The organism is Paenibacillus sp. Y412MC10, assembly GCF_000024685.1.
GTDB lineage: Bacteria > Bacillota > Bacilli > Paenibacillales > Paenibacillaceae > Paenibacillus_AQ > Paenibacillus_AQ lautus_A.
In genome coordinates, this window is the sequence record NC_013406.1 from 1185805 (window position 1) to 1209672 (window position 23868).

Sequence of the window (23868 nt, forward strand, 5' to 3'; positions counted from 1 at the left end):
AGCGATAATGTTTCAAGGAGGTGAGGCTGTACATTATTCAGATACGGCAAAAGCTGGTGGAGGCAAAAGCATAGGAAAGGGCCAAACGCCCGAAATACGGATGATAAACGGGGGGTATATTCGATGGAAAAGAGCATGAAGAAGAAAAACTGGCTAGGTATCATTAGCTGCCTAATGGCTTGCATGCTGCTGCTTAGTGCCTGCGGCGGAACCAATTCCGGCAATCAGTCAAATGGCAAGACGGCCGACACCGGTGCTGCCAATGAAGATTTATTTAATGCTGTTGGTTCCTATCCGATCGTGAAGGAGCCGATGACCATTAAAATGTTCGCGCCTCAGTTTGCGTCAATCGAAAACATGGATACCAACCTATTTACCAAACATCTTGAAGAGAAGACGAACATCAATATCGCTTGGGACCTTGTACCGGAAAATGCTTTGAACGACCGCAAGCAGCTCATGCTGGCCGGCGGCGATTATCCTGAAGTCATTCTCCAAGGGAATTTGACCAAGGAAGAGCAGATGAAGTATGGGTCGCAGGGCGTGTTTATCCCTCTGAATGATTTGATAGACCAATATGCACCCAATATCAAGAAAGCGATGGAGGATATCCCTTACATGAAAGCCTCCATCACGACTCCGGACGGCAACATCTATGCATTGCCGCAGGTCAATGAATGCTACCATTGTGACAATGCGCTCAAAATGTGGATCAATAAAGAATGGCTCGATCAAGTGGGACTGCCTGTTCCAACGACAACTGACGAATTTTATACTGTGCTGAAAGCGTTCAAAGAGAAGGATCCGAACGGCAACGGCAAACAAGATGAAATCCCGCTGACAGGCTCGGATGAAATGTGGGCAGGCAACGTCTCCGCCTTCCTGATGAACTCGTTTATCCTTGATGATTACGTCGACAAGGGTTCGGGTACGTTCCTCCGCGTCATGGATGGCAAAGTTGATTTTACGGCAAACAAAGAAGAGTGGAAGCAAGGCCTCCTTTATCTGAATCAATTGTACAAAGAGGGATTAATTGATCCCGCAGCCTTTACCCAGAATGCCGATGCTGTTCAGCAAATGGCCAACCGGGAACCGGACAATATTATGGGTACGTTATCAACTGCATTAATTAGTTATGCTTACAGCATGGATGATAAGGCGCCGCGTCATAAAGATTATGTTGCCCTGCCTCCGCTGAAAGGCCCGAATGGTGTGCAGCAGACGCTGAATTTTGCGGGAATCGCTGTCTCACAATTTGCGATTACGAATAAAGCGACGAGCGAGCAGCAGATTGCCGCCATCCGGTTAGCGGATTATCTGTATACGGAAGAAGCGATCGTGTTGCAGGAACATGGCCCTGAAGGCAAAGGGTGGCGGAAAGCTGAATCCGGAGAAAAGGGTATGGATGGAAAGCAGGCTAAATATACAGCTATTCCTATCCCCGACAAAAAGCCGACGCATAATGACGGTTGGGAGCAGATCGGTCCATCACTGAGAACCTACGCTTATCGTGCGTCCTGGACAGCTCCTCAGGATCCGCTCGCTCCCGATGGATACGGTACCCGTCTGAATAAAGTCTCCGAGGAATATGAACCGTATCAATCCAAGGAGCAATATCCAGGGGGATTGTTCATCGCGCTTGAAGATGCCGAGCTCGTAGCTCAGATCAAGACGACGCTTGTCGACTACGTGAAATCCAATATGGCCCAGTTTATTACAGGCTCCAAAGATATTAACAAAGAATGGGATGCATATGTGAAAGGGCTGGATGGCATGCAGCTGAACCAGTACCTGGAAATCTATCAAAAGGCATTGGATGCCGGAAAATAATGCTGAATCGGTTCCCTGCGCACGGGTTTCCCTTGCGCAGGGGATCATCATTTTCATAGAAAGCAGGTGTATGATTCAATGAATGAACTTGCAAAGCCATCTCCGCAGCAGCTGGCATGGCAGGATATGGAGCTGGGTATGTTCTGCCATTTCGGTATGAACACGTTTTGCGATCAGGAGTGGGGAGACGGAACGGATTCGCCGGAGATCTTCAATCCAGAGCAGTTGGATGCCCGGCAGTGGGCCAGGACCGCAAAACGCGCAGGCTTTAAGTATCTGGTATTGACCGCAAAGCATCATGACGGGTTCTGTCTGTGGCCGACGAAAACGACCGATTACTCTGTGAAGTCCAGCCCATGGAGGGGCGGCAAAGGAGATGTCGTCCGTGAAGTTGCCGATGCCTGCAGAGAGGAAGGGCTCCAGTTCGGGTTGTATCTGTCCCCCTGGGATCGGCATGAACCTTGCTATCCCGATAAAGAGGCTTATGACGATTTTTACGCGGAGCAATTAACGGAGCTTCTGACCGGGTATGGACCCCTGGTCGAAGTATGGTTCGACGGAGCCGGTTCCCAAGGCAGGGAATACGATTGGAACAGAATCATCGGTCTGGTAGATCAATATCAGCCGGATGCAATGGTCTTTAATATGGGGCGCCCAACGATCCGCTGGGTAGGAAATGAAGACGGCGTTGCGCCTTATCCCTGCTGGAATACGGCCACCACAGCGAGGGAGAGCATGTTCACCAGTGACATGATGACCTGGATGGAAGGAACCCCGGCCTGGGTACCGGCCGAATGCGATGTTCCGATACGCAAACGTCACTGGTTCTGGCATCCTGACGATGAAGCAAGCTTAAGAAGCCTGGAGGACGTGCTGGATATTTATTACCGTTCGGTCGGCCATGGCGCTACGCTGCTCTTGAATATATCCCCGGACAACCGCGGGCTGCTGCCTGAAGTGGATGTGGAGCGTGTCATTGAATTCGGAGATGAAATCCGCCGCAGATTCGGGCAGCCGGTTGGCCAAACGAGTGGAGAAGGAACCGAGCTGCTGCTGAAGCTGGAGTATATTCAGCCAGTCAATCACGTCATCATCATGGAAGACATTGCCCATGGGGAGCGTGTGCGTGAATACGTGCTCGAAGCATACAGCCAAGGCGAATGGAAAGAGCTTGTACGCAGAAGTGCGATCGGGCATAAAAAAATCGACCGGTTCGATACCATCGAAACCGATCAATTGCGGGTTCGTATTCTTTCCAGCGTGGAGCAGCCCTTGATCCGCAATTTAGCTGCATATCACGTGGAATGAAATTAGTAAAACCAAGAACAGACTGCCACGGCAGTCTGTTTTTGGTATTTGGTACCTCGTATATTTCTTAAGTGGAGCTTAGAAAATACGGCCTGGGTATCTTGAGTTTACGCGCTAATCACGTTACCGCAATAGTCGCATTCCTTCTCATCGTTAACATACACGATGATCCTGGCTCCGCAGCTCGGACATTCCATGGATCTAGATCCGCACCCCCGATCCTCGCTTTCGTCTTCATATTCCACATCATCGTATTCGTCAACATATTCTTCATCGTAATCATCATCATATGCTTCATGATACCCTTCGGGCTCAAGTTCGAGGATGCCATTTTGGATTCGACCGATTCCATTCAATAGGTGGGACATGTTATGGGTTGTTTTTTGGCAGGGGTTTATTCATACTGAAAAAGATGTGCAGATTGATCCCGCACCCCTCAGGGTTTGAAAACATAGGAGGAACCATGTCCTGGAGCAAATTGAAACAACAGCTGGAGAGTTTTCTCAGTCCTGCATTAGCCGGAAGAGTTGAATATCGCGCAACCGGTTATCGTTATTTACCTGATAAAGCAGGGCTTTGTTATATATCGGTAGATAAAAAGAACGTACTCCATATGAGTGATAAAACCAACTCCATAAGGTGGTATCAGACGGAGCTGGAAATTAAGAATGATCCCCATATCCAAATTCCGATCAGCGACGATGAATTGGAAGCCGTCAGAAAGGAAACCAAAGGGACCGTTCCCGAGGATCGTCTCAACGTCATTGCAAGAAATAGAAAAATATCGGTCCTCGCAAAGGAGCTTTTGTCAGCACAGGCTGCATTAAGTAAATCCAATTTTGTTGCTACAGCGAATAAGTTCTTATCTACTTCTATAGAAGAAAGCATGGAGAGCGATGATATCTTATTGAATATTCTAGCTTTGGTAGACAGACGAGTTGGCAAAAAGCGGATTGTAAACATGGCAGATAGGATGAAGCTAAAGCATCCGATTGTGCAATATTTTTATGAACTGCGGCGCCGTGCGTGATGAGCATAAATCATTTTCGTTACTCGCTTCCGATAATATCAAAAGCGGTAGATTAAGATCAGCTTGGGTCCAAACGCAAATATGTAGGATGCTAAAAATAGTTGGGGACGAGAATGGGGTTGCGCGGCAATCGCGTCTTCGTTCCAATCGTTACGATGAATTGCTAAACGGCATGCAGGACAGGAAGTCAGTCATTGCACGCCGCTTTCATGTACATTAGAAGTTCATATAAATAAATTCCTGCGTTTCTCCGGAAAAGAACAAAATACCAAGTACGATGGCGATCAGGACGATGGCTCCGCCAAGTGCCACTCCCACCATGATCAGTGCCCTTCCGACATGATGAGTGAGGCTGCGGGCTTTCGTTTCGGCCGATGTGGTGCTATGGGGCTGTAATTCCATAATCTTTCATCCTCATATACAAGATTTCGCCAAACATGTTATTCCCTTTGTCGATAAGATGGGCCGAGTCGCGATAATATTCATGCGGGATTGTATTGTTCTCCTCTTGATTAAATTCGATATAGGGGTATCCTCTCGACTCTACCAACTTCTGATAAGCGCCCATCGCTTCGGTATATTCGCTCCAATTGAAAAGCTTCTTGTTGGCAATATGCTCTTTATCCAGCGGAGCCGAATAGAACACGGCTTTCTTATGATGCTCCTGCAGCAGTTCAAGCGTTTTTTCAATCATGAACAACCCGAAGCTGTGATCTTGATCAAAAGGCTTACTCCACCGATAAAGCTCTGCATAGTGCTTGTCGATGCCTTCCTGTTGAGCGTCATTCATTTTGTCATAAGCGGTATACATCGGCGTATAGCTTTCTTCTATCCCTTTTCTTTCATTTTCGTTCTTGTGGACTTCCTGGCGGATTTTCTCTATCGGCGTACGAGTCATGAACAGACGGTAGCTGATCGCGTCGCGATCATGATACAGGGCCCACTTATTCAGAAAATGGGACGTTACCCAATTGTGGGCGTTGCTTGGGAGCGATTCGCGGTTTCTGTCCGGGAAATCAACCAGCCAGCTGCGCGGGATGGGTTGACCCAGCTTCTCCACCAGCGACGGATAGACGACAACGTCCGGCTCATTATCCGAGACAACGACGATCCCATAATTGATCTCATAGACGACAAAATCAATCTCGTCAATCATCGAGGCGAGCAGGGCGTAAGTCTCCGTAAATCTTCCGCCGGAAATCCCCAGGTTGATCACGCGACTGTCTTTCAAATGAGCCTGAAGGACACCGGCCGAGGTGTTCTCCCCCTTTTTTACGGTCGTGCCGAAGACCGTGGAGGGCCCGAACATGCCGATCACCTTTGTGCCGTCATTCGGATGCTCCTTCAAGTATTCGACCCATAACGGCGTAAAGACAATGGCATCGTATGTCGGAACGCGAAGCTCTTTTTCCGCATGCGTCACGACTTCTTGTCTCATTTGATCGACCACTTGATCGGCTTCAATGCTCAAGCCAAGCAATCCGACCAAGGCAAAAGAGATCAGCATGACGGACACGGTTTTATTCAAAACTAATTTACGCAATATATCTTACACTTCCATTTCCATCCATATTCGAGAATCGGTAATTATCGCATACCAAGCAGCCGGAGCATTAAATCCCATCCGTCTGCGATCGGCAATATGAAAAACACGCGGCTGATCGTTACACCGAAGAACGTGATCAACATCGCGACAGTGACCGTTACCGGCTTCAGCCATTTCGGAACAGGCTTTAATGCAGGCTTTAGCTGCTTCACATAATAGCGATGAATGCACAGCATCACGCCATGGAACATGCCCCAAATGACGAAATTCCAGGCGGCTCCGTGCCAGAGGCCGGAGACAGTCATCGTCGCCATCAGATTGAAATAGACCCGGGGAGCAGGAACACGACTTCCCCCGAGGGGAAAATACACATAGCGGGTCAGCCATGAACCGAGCGAAATGTGCCAACGGTTCCAGAACTCGGCTATGCTGCGGGCCAAATAAGGGAAGCGGAAGTTCTCCGGGATGACAATGCCGAACAAGCGAGCTGTCCCGATGGCAATGTCTGAATAGCCAGAAAAATCAAAATAGATGACGAACGTATAGGCGACAAGCGAAATCCAGAGTCTGGCGGTATCTGCCTCAGCTATGCCGGACGCCGAGTAGACGGGCTGCGCCAGCATATCAATGGATCCGGCGAGGACGAGCTTTTTGAAAAGGCCGCACCCGATTCGGGCGACTCCGATCAGCATGTGGTCCAAGTGAAATTTCGATGTTAGCTGCGGATGAAACATCTGAAATTGCTTAATTGGGCCCGCCACCATCGACGGGAAGAAGAAAATGAACGACAACAGACCTTCCGGCCGATGCTCCGGCAGCGTTCCGCGTTTGCGTTCAACCAAGTAATGAATCAGCTCGAACGTAAAGTAGGAAATGCCGAGCGGGAGCACAATCTGCTCTGCCTTTGGCAAGAAGGGCTGATGAACAAAAGCAAATAACTCATTTAACGTATCCAGCATCATGTTGGTGTACTTGAAATAACCAAGCACGAGAATGGCGGTAAGGATACCAGCGGGATAAATCCATCGCTTTCTCCATTTCGCCGCGGCTTTCGCGACAACAATGGCAATGACAACTTCCGCAAGCAACAGGAACAGGTAAGCACCTGCATAATTGTAGTAAAATGCGACGCCTGAGGCAAAGAGCACCCAGGGTCTGAGACGATGCGGCATGAGGTGATACGTGACAACAGCCACGAACACGAACAGCCAATAAAACCAATCCGTATACATCATAATTTTCCGTATCCACCATCCGAGTTGCCAAAAATACTTATCTCTTAAAGCACTTATCCATATTACAGTATCCATCAGTTGAAACGTATGGGAATTTTATGAATATATTTATTTTTAAGTGGTTATCGAATCCAAAAACCGATTCAAGTTCATGCCCCTTAGAGGAAGCACATAGAATAGACGATCATCATTCTACCAAAGTTGCAACTGGCTGTTCTAAAGCATCATGGAGGGGGAGCGGGCATGGCAATCGAACCCTAATAATCAGTGCGGGACGACTTTTTAGTTCGTTGCCAACGGAACCGGACTAAATTAAAGCCCCTTCTTCTAGCGATCGCCCCTCCTTTTTTCGAATCTATGGGAAGTATGCTCCTCTCTGGATTATGATATAGTCATTGAAGTGTCTGCGATATAACATATACTGCCGTTTGATTTAAGCTGCTTAAAATGCTATAAGTGAAGAAAAAGCAAGGACATGAACAGGTTGTATTTACTATTTCGGGATAAAGATTTGTCCTGGTATGTATAGAGGAGTATTGGATATGACAGATAATTTTTGGCGTGATTTACCGCGGCCTTTCTTTATACTGGCGCCCATGGAAGATGTGACGGATGTTGTGTTTCGCCATGTCGTAAGTGAAGCCGCCAGACCGGATGTGTTTTTTACGGAGTTTGCGAATACAGAGAGCTATTGTCACCCGGATGGGAACCACAGTGTGCGCGGACGTTTGACTTTTACAGAGGATGAACAGCCGATGGTAGCCCATATCTGGGGAGATAAGCCGGAATACTTTCGTCAGATGAGTATCGGCATGGCGAAAGAAGGGTTTAAAGGCATCGATATTAATATGGGTTGTCCTGTAGCGAATGTAGCGGAGAATGGGAAGGGAAGCGGCCTGATCTGCCGTCCCGACATTGCAGCGGAACTTATCCAGGCGGCCAAAGCCGGGGGATTGCCCGTCAGTGTAAAAACAAGGCTCGGTTTTAGTGCCGTAGACGAATGGCGCGACTGGTTAACCCATATTTTGAAGCAAGACATTGTGAACCTGTCCATTCATCTGCGGACAAGAGAGGAAATGAGTAAAGTCGACGCGCATTGGGAACTGATTCCGGAGATTAAGAAGCTTCGTGATGAGGTGGCACCCGATACACTGCTGACCATTAACGGGGATATTCCTGACCGTCAGACCGGTCTGAAGCTCGCTGAACAATACGGTGTGGATGGGATTATGATTGGGCGCGGTATTTTTCATAATCCATTTGCTTTTGAGAAGGAGCCGAGGGATCATAGCAGTGAAGAATTGCTTGATCTGCTGCGGCTGCATCTGGATCTCCATGATCAATATTCGGCACAGATGCGGCGTTCCTTCAGCGCCCTTGTCCGCTTCTTCAAAATTTATGTCCGTGGATTCCGAGGGGCAAGTGAACTCCGAAATAACTTAATGAACGCAAAGTCAACAAGTGAAGTACGTGCGCTGCTGGATGAGTTTGGAAGCAAGCATTCTGATGAGGCAGATGAACGAGGAAATTAAATGGACAGGCTGGAGAACACCAGCGATTCAGGAGAACAATTAACACTTTTGGAAAACATGGCCGACTTGGCTGTGTTTTTTCTTTTGGACAATCTCAGCCCGTCATGCTTGTTATAGCTTTTAGCTATAACTAGTTATGAGATTTTGGTATGCCTTATAACCCTGCTCGTCGTGATATGATATCGCTATACAACGAGGGGGTTATGTACATGACTGATAAGTTCCAGATCGTAGGAAGTTTGTTGCGGCCCGAAGAGCTGCTGAAATATAAAACGCAAATTGAACATCGTGATGATATCCAGTATCCGTTCTATGAAAACTTCGAAGGGTATGCCGAGTGCGAGACCGAGGCGATCAAACAGGTCGTGAAAAAGGAAATCGAGCATAACCTGTCGGTTGTTACGGACGGCGAATTCTCTAAATCGATGTGGCATCTGGATTTTGTATGGGGCTTTGACGGAGCCCAGCGTTATATCGCGGACCATGGCTACTTTTTCCGGGATGTGGACGGAACCTCGAAATATGAAACACGCAAAGATATCGGCCTGCGCATTGTTGGCAAACTGAGCGGAAAGAATCATCACTTCATTAAGTTGTTCAAACAGCTGCAAGAAACGGCTGGCGACCAGCAAACGAAACTTTGCGTACCATCGCCTTCCCATATCTTCGGTGAACTTTCCTGGTCGGATAACATTGGCGGCACGGATGCGGTTTATCAGAACAAACAGGAGCTCAAAGCGGGCCTGGTGAAGGCGTATAAGGAATTCGTGGAGGAATTCGCTGCGGCAGGCGGCAAAATCCTGCAGTTCGATGATTGCTTATGGGAGCTGTTTGCAGACGATAACCCGAACTCTCCGTTTACAGGGGAGCATATTAATCAAGCGGAAGTTCAGGGTCTCGCCACCGAATTTATTGAGATTAACAATACGGTGATTGACTTCGGCCATAGCCTCGGCCTGAAAATGTGGACACACAACTGCCGCGGGAACTATGATTCCCGTAACATGGGCGGTGGATCTTATGCGAAAATCGCCAACCTGTTCCTGAAGCAGTTGAAATATGATCGCTTCTTCCTGGAGTGGGATGATGATCGTGCGGGTTCGATTGAAGCACTGGAGGTTTTCAAGGACAGACCGGAAACGGAGATTGTTCTGGGCTTGCTGTCTTCCAAAACCAATACGCTGGATGATGAAGCACGCGTCATCCGTCTGCTTGACGAAGCATCCAAAATCATTGATAAGGATCGTCTGCTGCTCTCGCACCAATGCGGCTTTGCATCCTGCGATGGCGGGAACGAGCTAAGCGAAGCCGAGCAATGGGCAAAAATCGATCAGGGTCAACAGATTGCCAAGCAATACTGGGGTAGCTAGACAATAAAACGAGATTTAAATATGAACGGCGACCTTTTCCCGGAATTCAATCAGGGGAGAGGTCGCCGTGTTTTTTTGGATGGTCCCTAGTTGTTCAATGTGATCAAACGATCATTTCTGGTCTTTGCATGAGTCATACCTCCAAGATCAACTTAGTGAGCAGAGTCCTTTATCAAATATTCCATGTTTAGCATACCGTTAATCCGCTGTCTGCACCGCCGAATGCCGTGATGCCATGCTGGATAATACAAACACGGCAATGATGGCGATGAGAACGCCGAATACCCCGAACCAGGTAATGGATGCCAAAGAAACACGGTTAACGATCAGCCCGCCGATTCCTGCGCCGACAGCCATGGCAAACTGCATCATGGAACTGTTCAAGCTCAGCATGACGCCCGAGGATTCAGGAACAAGCTTGACCAGGTTAAATTGCTGCGCCGGAGCGGATGACCAGGCGGCAAAAGACCAGAGGATCAAAATGGCGAATACGGCAATGACCGACTGTCCGACTAAGGATAGCAAAATCAACGAAATGACGTGAAGCACCATCCCTGAAACGAGTGTGTATTTGATGCCACGTTTATCCGCGCTGTAGCCGCCGACTTTCGAGCCAATCAAACTGGCAATACCGAACACGAACAGAGCTGCGCTAATCAATGATTCATTTAAATGAGTCACCTCTAGCAGAAAAGGGGAGATGTAAGTATAGGCAAGGGAATATCCGCCCAACCAGAAAAAAGTAATCGCTAAAGCAACCAAAACCTGAGGTTTTTTTAACAAAGCAAATTGTTTGATCAAAGGGACAGGCTTGTCGCCCTGCATACGTGGAAAAACCGCAGCAATGACAAGCATGGCGATGACCCCGACAATTGCGATGGCCAGAAATACCGCTTTCCAGCCAAAAGCCGAGGCTACCATTCTGCCGAGTGGGACGCCGATGATGAGCGATGCGGTAATGCCCATGGTGACGTTGGCGATGGCGCTGGCTTGCTTGCCTGGCGGAGCGATTTTGGCAGCGATACTGAGCGCGTTAACGGTGACTACCCCGGCGCCTAACGCCGTAATGATTCTAGCGGCAATGAAGAGACCGAAGCCGGACAATATAAATGTCAGCAGATTTGCGATAATAAAGAGGCCCAGCGAATAAAGTAGAAGCTTACGCCGGTCCATTTTGGCCGTCAGCGCCATTAAAATAGGCGTGCCGACCGCATAGGCAAGGGAATAAACCGTAATGAGCTGGCCTGCTGCCGCAACGCTTGTTCCCATCGTCTCTGCGATCCGGTCCAATATCCCGGAAATGATGTAATTGGATGTTCCAACTAAAAAGCTGACCAAGGCTAGAACGTAAACTTTCCATGTGCTCTTCATAATTCACTCTCCTGATGTGTTTAAATAACGATGTTTTTAAAAATATCGAAATAAAAATATAAATCAAAATTTATGCTTATATCAGCATATACTCATATATAGGTTAATTGTGATCATCAAATCAAAGAAGCCCGCCAATTTATATCACTCCAAATCTCCGAGTACCGCAATGACAGCCGAAGCCTCGACCACTTGCTGTTGATTGGATGCGATCGGAAGCAGCTTCTGCTTCAGCTCCGGCGAGTCGATAACGAGAAACCGCCACGGCTGCAGGTTAGCGGCTGAAGGGGCCAGCGTGGCTTGCCGCAATATTCCGGTCAATTCCTCCCGCGAAATCTTGATCTAGGGATCATAGCTACGAACCGACCGACGTTCTCGAATAACATCAAAAAAAAGTTGGTGCTCCATCGTTAGTGACGGTTGTGAAACCGACATGGTTCTCTCCTCCTTTTGGAAAAGCGGTATTCTGCATTTTGTTTCAATACAACATTAGTTGTTTGAACAACATCTGTTGTATTTATATGTTATGATAACAACAGAATGGTGCGCAATCATCAAAAACCATAAACCGTTGTATAGACAACACCATTTCTATAATGTCGTTTTATTAGGGGAGATCTTAACCATGGCAATTAAAAAGAATGAAGCTGATCCTCGAGTGATACGTACACGGCGACTGCTTCAAGACGCTTTTGCTTCATTAATTCAAGATAAGGACTTTGAATCGATAACCGTTAAGGATATTGCAGAGCGGGCTACTGTTAACAGAGCGACTTTTTATGCGCACTTTGTAGATAAATTCGAAATTCTAGAGGCCAGACTAATGGAATCCTTTATGACAATCATAAATCGTAGAATAAGCGGTCACGAAGTATTAAATGAAGAAACCATCCAGAGTATTTTTCTGGGTGTATGCGATTTTCACAAAGATCTAAGCACTATGTGCAAAAGAAGGTATACATCGCTTGGAGCTGTATTCGAAATTCAAATAAAGGAAAAAATTCAAACGATACTTCTTTCCTTTATAGACAAAGACAAGATGCTGTCGAGTCCAAACGCGCAATTCTTAATAAATACAGCTACTAACATGTTAAGTTGGGGGATGTATGGGGCGGCTTACGCTTGGAATAATGAGGGGCGTCTAATAAGTGCGGAATCATTCGTTAAACAGACTATGCCCTTAGTGATGAACGGAGCTAAAGAATTGCTGGGATAGGTCCTGTCGCTATTGCTCTATCCTGCGGAAGAAACAAGATGCAATGCGGACAATTTGCGAATCCTTATTCAGGAGCGAGGCTTGTACCGACCGTTTAAGAGCGTACCGGAATCATGAGTTTGAGGCGATTCGTCTGACGGCACTGGATATTTGGACCGTTCTTGAATAGAAAGGCTGTTTGGGTCGGATGGTTGCATCCATAGAATGGCCAGGTATGAATATCAAACTTGAATCATTTCATTTTCCGAGAGGGGAGCAAGGGCGATGCTATATTTAAGTAACTTCAAACTCTCTTCTACCATTTCCAGCAACCCGAATATCTATCCCGATCATGTGTTCAGGCACATGGCAGGGGAAGTTCTGCTGTTTGATCGAATCACGGTATTATACGGCAGTAATGGCTCCGGCAAATCCACCCTGCTGAATCTGATCGCCAACAAATTGGGAATGGCGGGCGCTGAGCGAATGGCCACTTATGGACGCAGCATCTACGTTCAGCGATTTATCGAGGAAAGCAGCTATCAACTCGGGCATGATGATCAGGAGCGTCCCCTATATAAGCTTCCCGACGGGAGCCGGTACATCAAGTCAGAGGATCTGTTGTATGAAATCAAGAAAATACAGCAGGAAAGCGTGCTTCGCGAAGGGCTGCTGCATGAGCAGCTCGTTCAGGGAAAGAGCAAGGCCGAGGTAGAAGAGCTGGAGCAGTCGTATGAGTTCAAGAAGAAGATGGACATTATTCAATTCGCTCAGGAGAAGTATTCGAACGGGGAAAGCTCGATGCAGTTTTTTGAGGAATATTTGCTTCCCGGGAAACTGTATTTATTGGATGAACCGGAAACGTCGCTTTCTCCGGCAAATCAAATTAAGCTGGCCGAGCAAATGAACGATTTGGCGCGTTATTTCGACAGTCAGTTTATTATTGCTACGCATTCCCCTTTTGTCCTGGGTACGCTTCATGCAAAGATCTACAATCTCGATGCCAAGATTTTGCAAACGGCAGAATGGTTTGAGCTGGACAATGTCCAATTCTTTTATCGATTTTTCCATAAACACCAGAGGTTGTTTGAATGAATAGGGTTGAGTTTCCGGAAGAGGTATCCTTCGAGTAAGGATATCTCTTTTTTGGTATGGGGATTTTATCCACTTTAGTACATTGTCCTGCTTGAATGTTGAACGTATAAGGATGCGAAGGCAAATGGCCAGACTGAGTATAACTGATTGATTTTTATGCAAAAAGTTGTATAATCTACTTAATTAACGTTAATTAAATTGCGAAAAGGGGATGAACATGACCAGATCGAAGCTGAAAGAGGCTGCGCTGAGGTTATTCGGACAGAAGGGCTACGACGGAACGGCATTATCGGAAATCGCGAAGGAGGTTGGCGTCAAAACACCGGCAATCTACGCCTTTTTCGAAAGCAAGGAAGATCTGTTCATGACGGTCTTCGAAGAATCGATGAGCGCCTATAACGAATATATCCAAGCGATGGCAGAAACCAGCAAAGGAATGAGTACGGAGAAAAAACTGCACGCGCTGCTGCTTCGCCAATACGATTTCCACCGGGACAAGCAGGAGCTTGCCGTATTTGCCTTCCGGTACTTGGTTTTCCCGCCGGATTTCCTAATGGATCGGATGCAGGAGGCGTTTGGGCGTTTCGATACGCTTTTGAGCAGCATTATCGGCGAGATCATGCAGGAAGGTCTGGATCGCGGCGAATTGGCCATCGTCCCGATGGAGACGCTGGTGGATTCGTATCTCACCTTGATGGACGGGCTGGGCATGCAATACTACTACTATAAATCGCCGGAGCTGTTCGAACGGAAACTGAAACATGCCTTTGAGATGTTCTGGAGATCCGTCGGAGCTTAGGCAATCAACAAGATCGTACAGAAAGCAGAGGGTGGAACATGAGCAACGATACGAAAATAGAAGATTACGAACGGGAGCCCGTACCCCAGCATTTGCGGAAATCATGGCTCTCGATGGCATTCGTCTGGATTGCGATCGGCATTGACCTGTCCGCGATGTTTCTGGGTGCGCAGCTCGGCGCGGGCATGAGCATCGGCGACTCGCTGACGGCGGTCATCGTCGGTTCAGCCATATTGGGCATGATCGGGGCTGTCTGCGCATATGTGGGAGCTAAAACGGGCCTGTCGACGGCCATGATCAGCCGGTTTCTGTTTGGGAACCAAGGGGCGCTCATCGTCTCGGTCATTCTCGGCATTTCATCGCTGGGCTGGTTCGGCGTTCAGGTCGGCTTCTTCGCTTCCAACTTCCAGACGGCGTTAAGCGAGCTATGGGGCTGGCATTGGTCGCTCTGGGTACTGTCGATCATTGGCGGACTTCTCATGATGTCCACGGCGATCTGGGGCTACAGGGCGATTGAAAAATTAAGCGTCTGGTCGGTACCGCTGCTCGTCGTGTTTATCATTATCGCGCTGGTGATGGCGCTTAACGGGGAAGGCGGAAGCACCGTCTGGGCACCGTTCGAGGGCGAGGCTGTGCCGATGGGGACGGCGATTTCGCTGGTTATCGGTATCTTTATCCTTGGAACGGCGCTGTCCCCTGACATCGCGCGCTGGGCCAAAACGCCAAAGCATGCCGTTACCGCAGCGTTTATCGGTTTCTTTGTCGGCAACAGCTTCATGACCATCATTGCGATTTTCCTGTCGCGTACGATGGATTCCGACGATCTGACGGGCATTCTTCTTACGCTCGGACTTGGTATTCCGGCGATCATCGTGCTGACGCTAGCACAATGGACGACCAATACGAACAATTTATATTCCGCGGGGCTGGGTTTCTCCGTTGTTTTCAAACGGGTGCCTAAATCCGTGATCACGATTATTGCAGGATTAATTGCCACGGCACTTGCTTGCTTTGGCATTTATGACCGTTTCATGACGTTCCTGACGTACATTACGATGCTTGTCGCACCGCTGGGCGGCATTTATACGGCTGAGTATTTGTTGGTGAACAAAAATAGATTCTCGTTTGACGGACTGGACAGCAATCGGGGCTGGATTCCCCGCTCCATCGTCGTATGGGTCATCGCCACGTTCTTCGGGTTCATGACAACGATGGCCCCGGATGGGCTCGGATGGTTCCAGGTGACGCAGGTTCCGGCGCTGGACAGCTTCTTGATGGCATTTATCGTACAAGCAATCATAGGCAAATGGGTAGTAAAGAAGGGATGAAAGCATGAACAAGGCAACCAGATTAACCACATTGGATGAACAGGCCATTGAATATATCGCGATAGGAGCTGCGGTGCTTGGCACGGGCGGCGGTGGAGATCCCCATGTCGGAAAATTGATGGCCATGGAAGCGATCCGCAAGTTTGGCCCGGTCCGAATCGCCCAACTCGAAGAGTTGGACGATGAAGGACTTATCGTGCCGGTATCGATGATCGGAGCACCGACGGTGATGCTGGAGAAAATTCCTTCGGCTGAACAGCTGACCAAACCGCTTGATCTGATGGAAAGAGAACTTGGCCGCAAGGTGGATGCCGTTATGCCGATCGAGGTCGGCGGCGGCAACTCGCTCGTTCCGGTCATTGCAGCGGCGCAGCGCGGAATTCCGCTCGTCGATGCCGATGCGATGGGGCGGGCGTTTCCCGAATCGCAGATGGTGACGTTCCATCTGGAAGGCATCCCGTGCAGCCCGGTGGCGATGGCGGACGAGCGCGGCAACAGTGCGCTGATGCATACGATTGACGGCGTGTGGGAAGAACGGATGGCGCGTGCGCTGACGGTGGAGATGGGGGGTTCTGCCTCCATCTGCGATTATCCGGTATCCGGCGCGCAGGCGAAGCAGAGCGCGATCGGCGGGACGCTGACGCTCGCCTATGAGATCGGGCGGACGCTGTTCGAAGCGAAGCAGCACAAGCTGAATCCTGTGCGCGAATTGCTCGCGAAGCTGAATGGCCATGCCTTGTTCCATGGCAAGGCCGTGGATATCCGTCGTCGCATGGACGGCGGCTTTACGCGCGGCGAAGCCGTATTCGAAGGTACCGGCGAAAACAAGGGAACAACGATGCGGCTGTTTTTCCAGAATGAGTTCCTGCTCGCCACCGTTGACGATCAACCGCTCGCCATTACGCCTGACCTGATTACACTGTTGGATCAGGATACGGGCATGCCGGTGACGACAGAGAACTTGAAGTATGGTGCCCGGGTGACGGCAGCAGGTTTGCCATGCGATGACAAATGGCGCACGCCAAAAGGCATCGAGACGGCCGGGCCGAGATACTTCGGTTATGACTTTGATTATGTGCCGATCGAGACGCTGGCTTCGAAAGGAGGTGCGGCGAAATGACCGAGGTTACAACGGCTAATGCAAACCAGATTTACCGCATCGGCATTGATGTGGGGGGGACGAATACGGACGCCGCCCTGCTGGATTCCGACTTGCACTGCGTGCACAAGGTGAAGGTCCACACGACTGCCGACGTGAACGAAGGCATTGTGGAGGCCGTTCGCCGGCTGCTGCACGAAAGCGGCGTGAATGGAGCAGACATTCGCTACGCGATGCTCGGCACCACGCATTGCACCAATGCCATCGTGGAGCGCAAGCATCTTGGCCGGGTCGGCCTGATTCGCATCGGCGCTCCGGCAACAACAGCCGTTCCGCCGCTTGCTGGCTGGGACGAATCGCTGCGTGCGGCAGTTGGGTCGCATAGCTATGTCGCCTTAGGCGGTTATGAGTATGACGGCCGCAAGATTGCCAATCTGGACGAAGAGGAGATCGGCGAACTGTGCCGCCGGATGAGTGGAGAAGTCGACGCGGTGGCGGTGTGCGGCGTATTTGCTCCTGTGAATCGTGAGCAGGAGAAGCGCGTTGGAGAGATCGTGCGCGAGGTGTTGGGTTCGGACATGCCGGTTACCTACTCCAGCGAGATCGGCAGCATCGGATTGCTGGAGCGGGAGAATGCTTCCGTGCTGAACGCGGCGCTGCTGCAAGTCATTGCGGGCGTAGTGCGCGGATTTGAGGAAGCGCTGAACGGCTTCGGCATCCATGCGCAGCTGTACATTTGCCAGAATGACGGCACGTTGATGAAGAGCGAATATGCGCTCCGCTATCCGATTCTGACGATTGCGTGCGGACCGACGAATTCGATTCGGGGCGCGGCGCACTTGTCCGGGCTGAGCGACGCGCTGGTCGTCGACATCGGCGGCACGACGACGGATATCGGCGTGCTCGCGCAAGGCTTCCCGCGCCAGTCGTCGGCAGCGGTGGATATCGGCGGCATTCGCACGAATTTTCGGATGCCGGACATTTTGTCCATTGGCCTCGGCGGCGGGACGATCGTCCGGCTGGACGATGCAGGCGGCGTGACGGTTGGCCCGGACAGCGTGGGCTACAAGCTGACGACACGGGCCCGCATCTTTGGCGGAGATACGCTGACGACAACGGACGTAGCCGTGAAGATGGGCCGGGCCGCATGGCCGGGCACAAACGCGGATGCCGTGGACGAAGCTGTATGCGGCAAAGTGGATGCCGTCATGCAGCAGATTCTGGAGGATGCCATTGACCGGATGAAAACGAGTGCCGACCCGGTCGATGTCATTCTGGTCGGCGGCGGCAGTCTGTTGGTGCCGGATACGCTGGCAGGGGCAAGCCGAATCATCCGGCCGGACAATTATGATGCGGCGAATGCAATCGGCGCGGCGCTGGGAGAGGTTAGCGGCGAGTCGGAGCGGATCTATTCGCTGGACGACTGGAGCTATGACGACGTCATCCGCGATGCGAAGGAAAGCGCCATGAACGAGGCAACGGCAGCTGGCGCGAATCCGGAGACCATACAAATCGTGTCCGTCGAGGACATTCCGATTGCGTATTTGCCGGGCAATGCGCTGCTCGTGAAAGTGAAAGCTGCGGGTAAGCTATAACGCGCTCAAGGCATTAGCCTCGCTCGGCAGCTTTGCGGCCAATTGAGAAGTGTGTTCATAGCCAGTGAGCATTCGTATATCGGTGCTAGGCGGCAACGGCGTGCGAACAGCGTAACATGAAATGGTGATACGGAACGAACCCGTATCACCATTTTTTTTATTCCGAGAGTATGACTTCCCTGATGAATCAACCGACTTCTTTTTGATATTTTCCATGATGATGTGGGTCCGAGATAAGGAAAATACACACGGTGAAGTCAGATGTTTTTTCAAGGAATATCCTCGACTCAGTTATTTAAATATGCCACAATAAAAGATCAGGGCCACAGGGAAATGGACCTAGGCACGACAATGCAAGCCAAGATCACTTACCAATTTACGTTCCAATAATTTATACTAATTAAGCCAGATTATATTGAAGGAGCTGCCGAATCGGATATGAACAAAAAAGAAGTCGCCAATATACGCAAGCAATTTAAGCTGGATCACGATTTAATGAATATTTACGATATTCTCAATGTCTATATTACGAAGGAAACGAATGAAATCTATCATTGGGAGCGCCTGCCGTTCGAGCTGGTGGATCGGGAGAAGCAAGAGTTATACATGGGGAATTTCAAAAAACTGCTGACCGGCGAGCTGGATCAAAAATTGTTCGAATTGAGGTTTCAGGAAGCAGCGGAGGAACCGGCGCAGGTCATGCTTCACCAAGCGCTCGTGTCGGGTGATCCGGAAGAATGGCAGGACTTGATGCTGATGCTGGTGGATCGAATGCTGAAGGATGCCCAATATGAGCGGGATATGGTGGTCACGTTCGTTCGGGGACAGTATTATTTGCCGACCAAGGCGAGAAACGATGAAGCGGAAGAGAGCGAGAAGAACGAGGTGTTCGCCCATCCGTTTATTTTATGCAGCATGAATTCTACGGAGAAACAACGGAAGACGCTCTTGTTCGATTATGTGGAGCGGGAGTTCAAGTACAATGTCATTGTAGATCCGATTATCAAGTTAAGTGCGCCAGAGCAAGGATTCCTGTACCCTAGCGTGACGGACAATTATTCCGATGTGAATCGTATTTTGTATTGTACGGGAAAATCGAATTTTCCGGATCCGCATTTTGTCGAGCAGGTCTTGAACGGAGAAAGATCCGTGACGGCACTTGAAGAGCGAGCGATCTTCGAGGATATCGTCAAGGAAGTGGCCGGCGAACAGCTCGATTCAGCCACCATTGCCCAGGTGTACGAGGAAATCAACCGGGTGATCGAAATGAACGAAGAGACGAAGGAGGAAGAACCTCCGAAGCTGGATTATAAAGATCTGGAGCGCGTACTGAACGCAAGCGGCGTAGAGGACGTGACAACCGAGAAGGTGGAGCGGGCATTCGAAACCATCGTAGACAACAAGAACTATGAGATGAAAGCAACCAGCGTCATGCCGAAGTATACTACCAAATCCATTAAGATCGAAACCAAGGTAGCTACGATCTCGGTGAGCCCGCAGGATTTAAGGTATGTTAAACAGGTGAATTTCCAAGGTAAACGCTGCATCATGATTGAAGTCGACGAAGATGTCGCGATTGAAGGGTTTACGCTGGCTTCAGAGACGCTTTTAAGTTAAATCAGTTCCATTTCAGACAAGATCAGGTATCGTACGCAGGAACAGACCGCTATCCACAGTTGGATGGCGGTCTTTTTGTTTTTCTTGCCCACTTTGGAAAATTGCGTCCGGAGTCAGTAATCGCATTCCCTTTGCCCGTCGCTAAAGCGAAATCCTTCCTGAGGCTGATGATGGAATACATCGCGTGTCGGGTGTCTCTTGTACCGTAAGGTGTAATGATGAGATTAAAACGCATCAAGGCCAACTGAAAAATCCAATACGGGGAGATGTACGAAGTGACAACGTTAATCGAATTTAAAAACGTAACCAAGGCCTATCCAATCGGCGAAGTGACGATTCAAGCCCTTGCGGGCGTTGATTTCTCCATTTTAGAGGGGGAATTCGTCGTGATCCTAGGGGCCAGCGGGGCAGGGAAAAGCACGATTTTGAACATTCTCGGCGGGATGGATACGGCTACCTCGGGACAAGTGTTTGTTGGAGATCAAGAGATTACGGGATGGAGCGAGAAGAGATTAACCGAATACCGCGGCGAGCAGGTTGGCTTCGTATTTCAATTCTATAACCTGATTCCGAATTTGAATGCGCTGGAGAACGTGGAATTTGCGACAGAGGTATGTAAGCACCATTTGGATGCCCGTGATATTTTACATAAGGTTGGACTAACGGATCGTTTGAAGAACTTCCCTTCCCAGCTCTCTGGCGGCGAACAGCAAAGAGTTGCGATCGCAAGAGCGGTTGCCAAGAATCCCGCGCTGCTCCTCTGCGACGAACCCACCGGAGCTTTGGATTATGTGACAGGGAAATCGGTCTTAAAGCTGCTTCAAGATTTAAACCAGGAAACGAAGACATGCGTAGTGCTGGTCACCCATAACTCGGCCATCGCGCCGATGGCGGATAAAGTGATCCGCGTCAAGAGCGGGAAGATCGAGAGCATCACGATCAATGAGCACAAACAAAGCGTTGAAGGGATCGAGTGGTGATGAAGATTTTAGCGTTAAAATTGTTAAGGGACATGAAACAGTCGGTAGGACAATTCATAGCCATTGTTTTGGTAATCGCGGTGGGAGCTTTTTTCTACACGGGGCTGGTCACCTTGAGCGACAATCTTAGCGGCTATACGAAGGGGTATTTTCAAGAACATAATCTAAGCGACTTGAACGTCTATTACAGTCAAATTTCCGCAGAGGATGTGGCGGATTTACGGAGCATTGATGGCATTCAAAATATTGAAGGGCGTTATACCGTCCAGGCCGAACAGGCTTTTGAAGATGATAAAGCTACTTTAACGGTGCATTCGATCCCCGTACCGAATGAAATCAACACGTCCAGGATGATGGAGGGCAGGATGCCAGCCGGGCCGAATGAGATCCTGTTGGACTCCCACTATGCCGAGGCACATCATTACCGTATCGGTGATTCCATCCGCATTCGTGTGAATGACAAGGATATGACGTTCACGATCAGCGGCTTGATTGAGAATGTGGAGCATGCCAAGAAGAACGAAACCCAGGACCATCAAGCTTATGGAATCGCTTATATCCCCGAAGAGACCATTCCTGAAATCGCTGGCGGCATGTTCTACAATGAGATCCTGATTGATGCCAAGGACGGTTACGACATTGATCAGTTAGGCCAGGCCATTGAAGCACATTCCCAGTCACTCCCTTATATAAGCCAGGTTAGCAAAGAACGGACCTTCAACTATTCCCAGACCCAGCAAACGATTCATAATAATAAGCTGATGAGCAGGGTGATCCCGATCGTACTTTTTTTGATTGAAGCGGTGATCCTGTTTCTGATCATGTCAAGGATTATCGATTCCCAGCGAAATCAAGTGGGCATTATGAAGGCATTAGGGGTGAAAAAAAGAAGCATCATGCTGCATTACATGGGTTACCCCGTGCTGGCTGGCGTCATCGGCTCCATTCTGGGCTATGCCATCGCCGCCGCCCTGTTCATTCCACTCATAACAACGTCGATTGGAAGATCCTACTCTCTACCTGACCTAACGTTCTCCCTTTCGTTCTTTACGCTCCTACCTCCAATGATTTGCTCCAGTGCGTTTGGCATGCTGTCCTGCTATTTCAGCGGCAGAGCGATCTTGCAAGAACGTGCTGCGCAGGCGATGCGTCCGAAACCGCCCAAGAAGATGAAAAGACTGCTCATCGAGAACATTCCAGGGATGTGGAGTCGGCTGTCCTACAGCAACAAGATTATTCTAAGAAATATCTTCTTAAATAAACAAAAAGCATTCGCGAGCTCCGTTGGCGTTGTGGTCAGTACGGTTTTGTTGATCACGGCTTTCGGCACGCAGACGGCCCTGCTCAAGGTAGCTGGCCAGATCGAAGAGGTAAATACGTATGATTTACGAGTCGATTATGCGATCGGATCGTTCCCGGATAGGGCAGCACTGCCCTCCGGCATTGTAGACCATTATGGGTTGTCCACCTACCCTGTGGAACTCATCCAAGGGGAAAACAAAGAAAATGCTACGCTCGTGGTAACGGAGCAGGATAATGAGCTGATTCGCTTTTATGATGAACAAGGCAATCGGCTATCGTTAGAAGATCATGGCGTGCTGGTACCGAAATCGTACGCGGATCAGTATCATATTGCTGAAGGAGATACGATCCAGCTTCAAATCACCGCACCGGAGCTTAACCAAACCATCGTCGATATGAAGGTTCTGGATATCTCCACACAGTATTCGAATCCGTCGTTCTACAGCACACCGGGCTATATGAAGAGCTTGGGTATCGACTACGATCCATCCTCGCTGTTAGTGAGCGTCCATAGCGCTGCCGATCTGGTAGGCGTTCGCAGCTTCTTCGAACAGGAACCGCAGGTGGAGGCCATTGCGGACAAGGATGATCTCAAGAAATCTGCGCAGTATATGCTGAAGCAAAACAGCTTTATCTTCATCATGTTTATCGTCTGTGCCGTCATTTTGTCCTTCGGCGCCATCTACACGATCTCTTCCATCAACATTTATGAAAGGAACCGTGAGCTTGCCACCCTGAAGGTCTTAGGCTATCCCAAACGTAAAATCAACCGGCTGATCTTCTCTGAGAACATGCTGTTAACCGCTTTTGCGGTCATTGTCGCCCTGCCGATCAGCGGTTATGTCTATTCCATTATCATCCAGGCGCTTTCGAGTACGCATCAGCAAATTCCGGATCAATTAAACCTTGTGATTATGCTGGCATCGGTTGTGCTGGCGTTCTTCCTGACCCTTCTCTCCAACCTTATGCTGCGGAAGAAAGTGACGCGGATTCATATGATTGAGTCGTTGAAGGGAGTGGAGTGAATTGTCTGCCCGCAAGCACCGAGTACTCCAGGCCGCTAAAATATCGGTTGTAAGATATAAAATGAGGGGAATGTGAGTGACACCATGACATAAGAAAGCGCCACGCCTTTTTCATGAGACGTGGCGCTTTTATAAATCTAGGGGCGATACGTTGACATCCCTAATAATCATCGTTTTAGTAGAAATAACTACTTTGGGTGTAGTCGCATGTCTACCCGCAAAGAGAACTTATGGGGGATTAACCATCAACTACACTCATTTGCACACCAGCTGCGGTTAGCCTTTGGACATTAAAATGAGCTCGTTGAATATTTTTCCTTCTATTTGTAATGGGGTTTGTACTATGGTTTAGAGAAGGGGGACATTTTAGTGGCCAAGCAAAAATTTCGATTATAAAAAAGACTTTCGGATCCTGGTAGCCTAGCCTCCTATCCGATTTGATTCAATGCAGATTGGTGAGCTTCATTCATAGCCGGCTATTTCAATAAAATAATAAATAGAGACACCAAACGTACCTCTTGTAATTGGTGTTATCAATAATGAATGGATAATATTGAAGAATATAGGAGATACATAATGGACTACTCGTCAATAGCAAAGGAACCGCGTAT

General features: G+C 49.1%; 18 protein-coding genes and 1 pseudogene. 14 read left to right on the forward strand and 5 right to left on the reverse strand.

Annotated features, from left to right (window positions below):
* Positions 1 to 123 precede the first annotated feature (123 nt).
* The 3 genes from GYMC10_RS05020 to GYMC10_RS05035 all read left to right on the forward strand — a co-directional run bounded on the left by GYMC10_RS05020 (position 124) and on the right by GYMC10_RS05035 (position 4168).
* Positions 124 to 1830 carry an ABC transporter substrate-binding protein gene (locus GYMC10_RS05020; protein ID WP_012819148.1) on the forward strand — a complete coding sequence of 569 codons (1707 nt, stop codon included), beginning with the start codon at positions 124 to 126 and terminating at the stop codon, positions 1828 to 1830.
* A 78-nt stretch (positions 1831 to 1908) separates the two neighbouring features.
* A complete protein-coding gene (locus GYMC10_RS05025; RefSeq protein ID WP_012819149.1) occupies positions 1909 to 3138 on the forward strand; it encodes an alpha-L-fucosidase in 1230 nt (409 codons plus the stop codon).
* Between the two features lie 463 nt (positions 3139 to 3601).
* Positions 3602 to 4168, forward strand: coding sequence for a hypothetical protein (locus GYMC10_RS05035; RefSeq protein ID WP_012819150.1), 567 nt, complete (start codon positions 3602 to 3604; stop codon positions 4166 to 4168).
* A gap of 216 nt (positions 4169 to 4384) precedes the next feature.
* Here GYMC10_RS05035 and GYMC10_RS05040 read toward each other — a convergent pair whose 3' ends face one another.
* The 3 genes from GYMC10_RS05040 to GYMC10_RS05050 are packed head-to-tail and all read right to left on the reverse strand — an operon-like array spanning position 4385 to position 6949.
* Entirely contained in the window at positions 4385 to 4570 is a 186-nt protein-coding gene (locus tag GYMC10_RS05040) for a hypothetical protein (protein WP_012819151.1), read from the reverse strand.
* The gene (locus tag GYMC10_RS05045) at positions 4551 to 5711 is read right to left on the reverse strand and encodes a hypothetical protein (protein ID WP_012819152.1); all 1161 of its coding nucleotides are present in this window, start codon (positions 5709 to 5711) and stop codon (positions 4551 to 4553) included. Before GYMC10_RS05045 ends, GYMC10_RS05040 begins: the two co-directional genes overlap by 20 nt.
* Positions 5712 to 5755: 44 nt before the next feature.
* On the reverse strand, positions 5756 to 6949 hold the full coding sequence (locus GYMC10_RS05050) for an MBOAT family O-acyltransferase (RefSeq protein WP_012819153.1): 1194 nt from the start codon (positions 6947 to 6949) through the stop codon (positions 5756 to 5758).
* Positions 6950 to 7491: 542 nt separating this feature from the next.
* Between GYMC10_RS05050 and GYMC10_RS05055 the strand changes: the two genes are divergently transcribed.
* Positions 7492 to 8481 (forward strand): tRNA dihydrouridine synthase, encoded by a 990-nt coding sequence (locus tag GYMC10_RS05055; protein WP_012819154.1) that lies wholly within the window; start codon positions 7492 to 7494, stop codon positions 8479 to 8481.
* A gap of 209 nt (positions 8482 to 8690) precedes the next feature.
* A complete protein-coding gene (locus GYMC10_RS05060) occupies positions 8691 to 9851 on the forward strand; it encodes a cobalamin-independent methionine synthase II family protein (RefSeq protein ID WP_012819156.1) in 1161 nt (386 codons plus the stop codon).
* Between the two features lie 198 nt (positions 9852 to 10049).
* Here the strand turns inward: GYMC10_RS05060 and GYMC10_RS05065 are convergent, their stop codons facing one another.
* Together GYMC10_RS05065 and GYMC10_RS05070 are read right to left on the reverse strand one after the other, a co-directional pair.
* The gene (locus GYMC10_RS05065; RefSeq protein ID WP_012819157.1) at positions 10050 to 11222 is read right to left on the reverse strand and encodes an MFS transporter; all 1173 of its coding nucleotides are present in this window, start codon (positions 11220 to 11222) and stop codon (positions 10050 to 10052) included.
* A 147-nt stretch (positions 11223 to 11369) separates the two neighbouring features.
* Positions 11370 to 11657 (reverse strand): annotated as a pseudogene (locus GYMC10_RS05070) (nitroreductase family protein); the annotation flags it as partial.
* A gap of 190 nt (positions 11658 to 11847) precedes the next feature.
* On the opposite strand from GYMC10_RS05070, the gene GYMC10_RS05075 reads away from it, so the two are divergent.
* From GYMC10_RS05075 to GYMC10_RS05115, 9 genes are all read left to right on the forward strand, one after another.
* Complete coding sequence (locus GYMC10_RS05075) at positions 11848 to 12438, forward strand: TetR/AcrR family transcriptional regulator (RefSeq protein ID WP_012819158.1); 591 nt, start codon at positions 11848 to 11850, stop codon at positions 12436 to 12438.
* A 264-nt stretch (positions 12439 to 12702) separates the two neighbouring features.
* Positions 12703 to 13512 carry an AAA family ATPase gene (locus GYMC10_RS05080; RefSeq protein WP_012819159.1) on the forward strand — a complete coding sequence of 270 codons (810 nt, stop codon included), beginning with the start codon at positions 12703 to 12705 and terminating at the stop codon, positions 13510 to 13512.
* Positions 13513 to 13729: 217 nt separating this feature from the next.
* Positions 13730 to 14311, forward strand: coding sequence for a TetR/AcrR family transcriptional regulator (locus tag GYMC10_RS05085; protein WP_012819160.1), 582 nt, complete (start codon positions 13730 to 13732; stop codon positions 14309 to 14311).
* A gap of 38 nt (positions 14312 to 14349) precedes the next feature.
* Positions 14350 to 15639, forward strand: a complete 1290-nt coding sequence (locus tag GYMC10_RS05090) for a cytosine permease (RefSeq protein WP_012819161.1) — start codon at positions 14350 to 14352, stop codon at positions 15637 to 15639.
* Between the two features lie 4 nt (positions 15640 to 15643).
* Positions 15644 to 16759: a DUF917 domain-containing protein gene (locus GYMC10_RS05095; protein ID WP_012819162.1), complete on the forward strand. Its 1116-nt coding sequence runs from the start codon at positions 15644 to 15646 to the stop codon at positions 16757 to 16759.
* Complete coding sequence (locus GYMC10_RS05100; protein WP_012819163.1) at positions 16756 to 18333, forward strand: ROK family protein; 1578 nt, start codon at positions 16756 to 16758, stop codon at positions 18331 to 18333. The genes GYMC10_RS05095 and GYMC10_RS05100 overlap by 4 nt, the downstream gene beginning before the upstream one ends.
* A 438-nt stretch (positions 18334 to 18771) precedes the next feature.
* Positions 18772 to 19950 carry a DUF4317 domain-containing protein gene (locus GYMC10_RS05105; protein WP_012819164.1) on the forward strand — a complete coding sequence of 393 codons (1179 nt, stop codon included), beginning with the start codon at positions 18772 to 18774 and terminating at the stop codon, positions 19948 to 19950.
* A 275-nt stretch (positions 19951 to 20225) separates the two neighbouring features.
* Entirely contained in the window at positions 20226 to 20930 is a 705-nt protein-coding gene (locus GYMC10_RS05110; RefSeq protein WP_012819165.1) for an ABC transporter ATP-binding protein, read from the forward strand.
* Entirely contained in the window at positions 20930 to 23257 is a 2328-nt protein-coding gene (locus GYMC10_RS05115; protein WP_012819166.1) for an ABC transporter permease, read from the forward strand. The genes GYMC10_RS05110 and GYMC10_RS05115 overlap by 1 nt, the downstream gene beginning before the upstream one ends.
* The last annotated feature ends 611 nt before the right edge of the window (positions 23258 to 23868 follow it).

Excerpts from the sequence above, each read along its gene's own strand:
- GYMC10_RS05105 (WP_012819164.1), top strand. The coding sequence starts at position 18,772 with ATGAACAAAAAAGAAGTCGCCAATATACGCAAGCAATTTAAGCTGGAT.
- GYMC10_RS05050 (WP_012819153.1), bottom strand. The coding sequence starts at position 6,949 with ATGATGTATACGGATTGGTTTTATTGGCTGTTCGTGTTCGTGGCTGTT.
- GYMC10_RS05115 (WP_012819166.1), top strand. The coding sequence starts at position 20,930 with ATGAAGATTTTAGCGTTAAAATTGTTAAGGGACATGAAACAGTCGGTA.
- GYMC10_RS05025 (WP_012819149.1), top strand. The coding sequence starts at position 1,909 with ATGAATGAACTTGCAAAGCCATCTCCGCAGCAGCTGGCATGGCAGGAT.
- GYMC10_RS05040 (WP_012819151.1), bottom strand. The coding sequence starts at position 4,570 with ATGGAATTACAGCCCCATAGCACCACATCGGCCGAAACGAAAGCCCGC.
- GYMC10_RS05075 (WP_012819158.1), top strand. The coding sequence starts at position 11,848 with ATGGCAATTAAAAAGAATGAAGCTGATCCTCGAGTGATACGTACACGG.
- GYMC10_RS05085 (WP_012819160.1), top strand. The coding sequence starts at position 13,730 with ATGACCAGATCGAAGCTGAAAGAGGCTGCGCTGAGGTTATTCGGACAG.
- GYMC10_RS05020 (WP_012819148.1), top strand. The coding sequence starts at position 124 with ATGGAAAAGAGCATGAAGAAGAAAAACTGGCTAGGTATCATTAGCTGC.
- GYMC10_RS05090 (WP_012819161.1), top strand. The coding sequence starts at position 14,350 with ATGAGCAACGATACGAAAATAGAAGATTACGAACGGGAGCCCGTACCC.
- GYMC10_RS05060 (WP_012819156.1), top strand. The coding sequence starts at position 8,691 with ATGACTGATAAGTTCCAGATCGTAGGAAGTTTGTTGCGGCCCGAAGAG.
- GYMC10_RS05095 (WP_012819162.1), top strand. The coding sequence starts at position 15,644 with ATGAACAAGGCAACCAGATTAACCACATTGGATGAACAGGCCATTGAA.
- GYMC10_RS05055 (WP_012819154.1), top strand. The coding sequence starts at position 7,492 with ATGACAGATAATTTTTGGCGTGATTTACCGCGGCCTTTCTTTATACTG.
- GYMC10_RS05100 (WP_012819163.1), top strand. The coding sequence starts at position 16,756 with ATGACCGAGGTTACAACGGCTAATGCAAACCAGATTTACCGCATCGGC.
- GYMC10_RS05080 (WP_012819159.1), top strand. The coding sequence starts at position 12,703 with ATGCTATATTTAAGTAACTTCAAACTCTCTTCTACCATTTCCAGCAAC.
- GYMC10_RS05035 (WP_012819150.1), top strand. The coding sequence starts at position 3,602 with ATGTCCTGGAGCAAATTGAAACAACAGCTGGAGAGTTTTCTCAGTCCT.
- GYMC10_RS05065 (WP_012819157.1), bottom strand. The coding sequence starts at position 11,222 with ATGAAGAGCACATGGAAAGTTTACGTTCTAGCCTTGGTCAGCTTTTTA.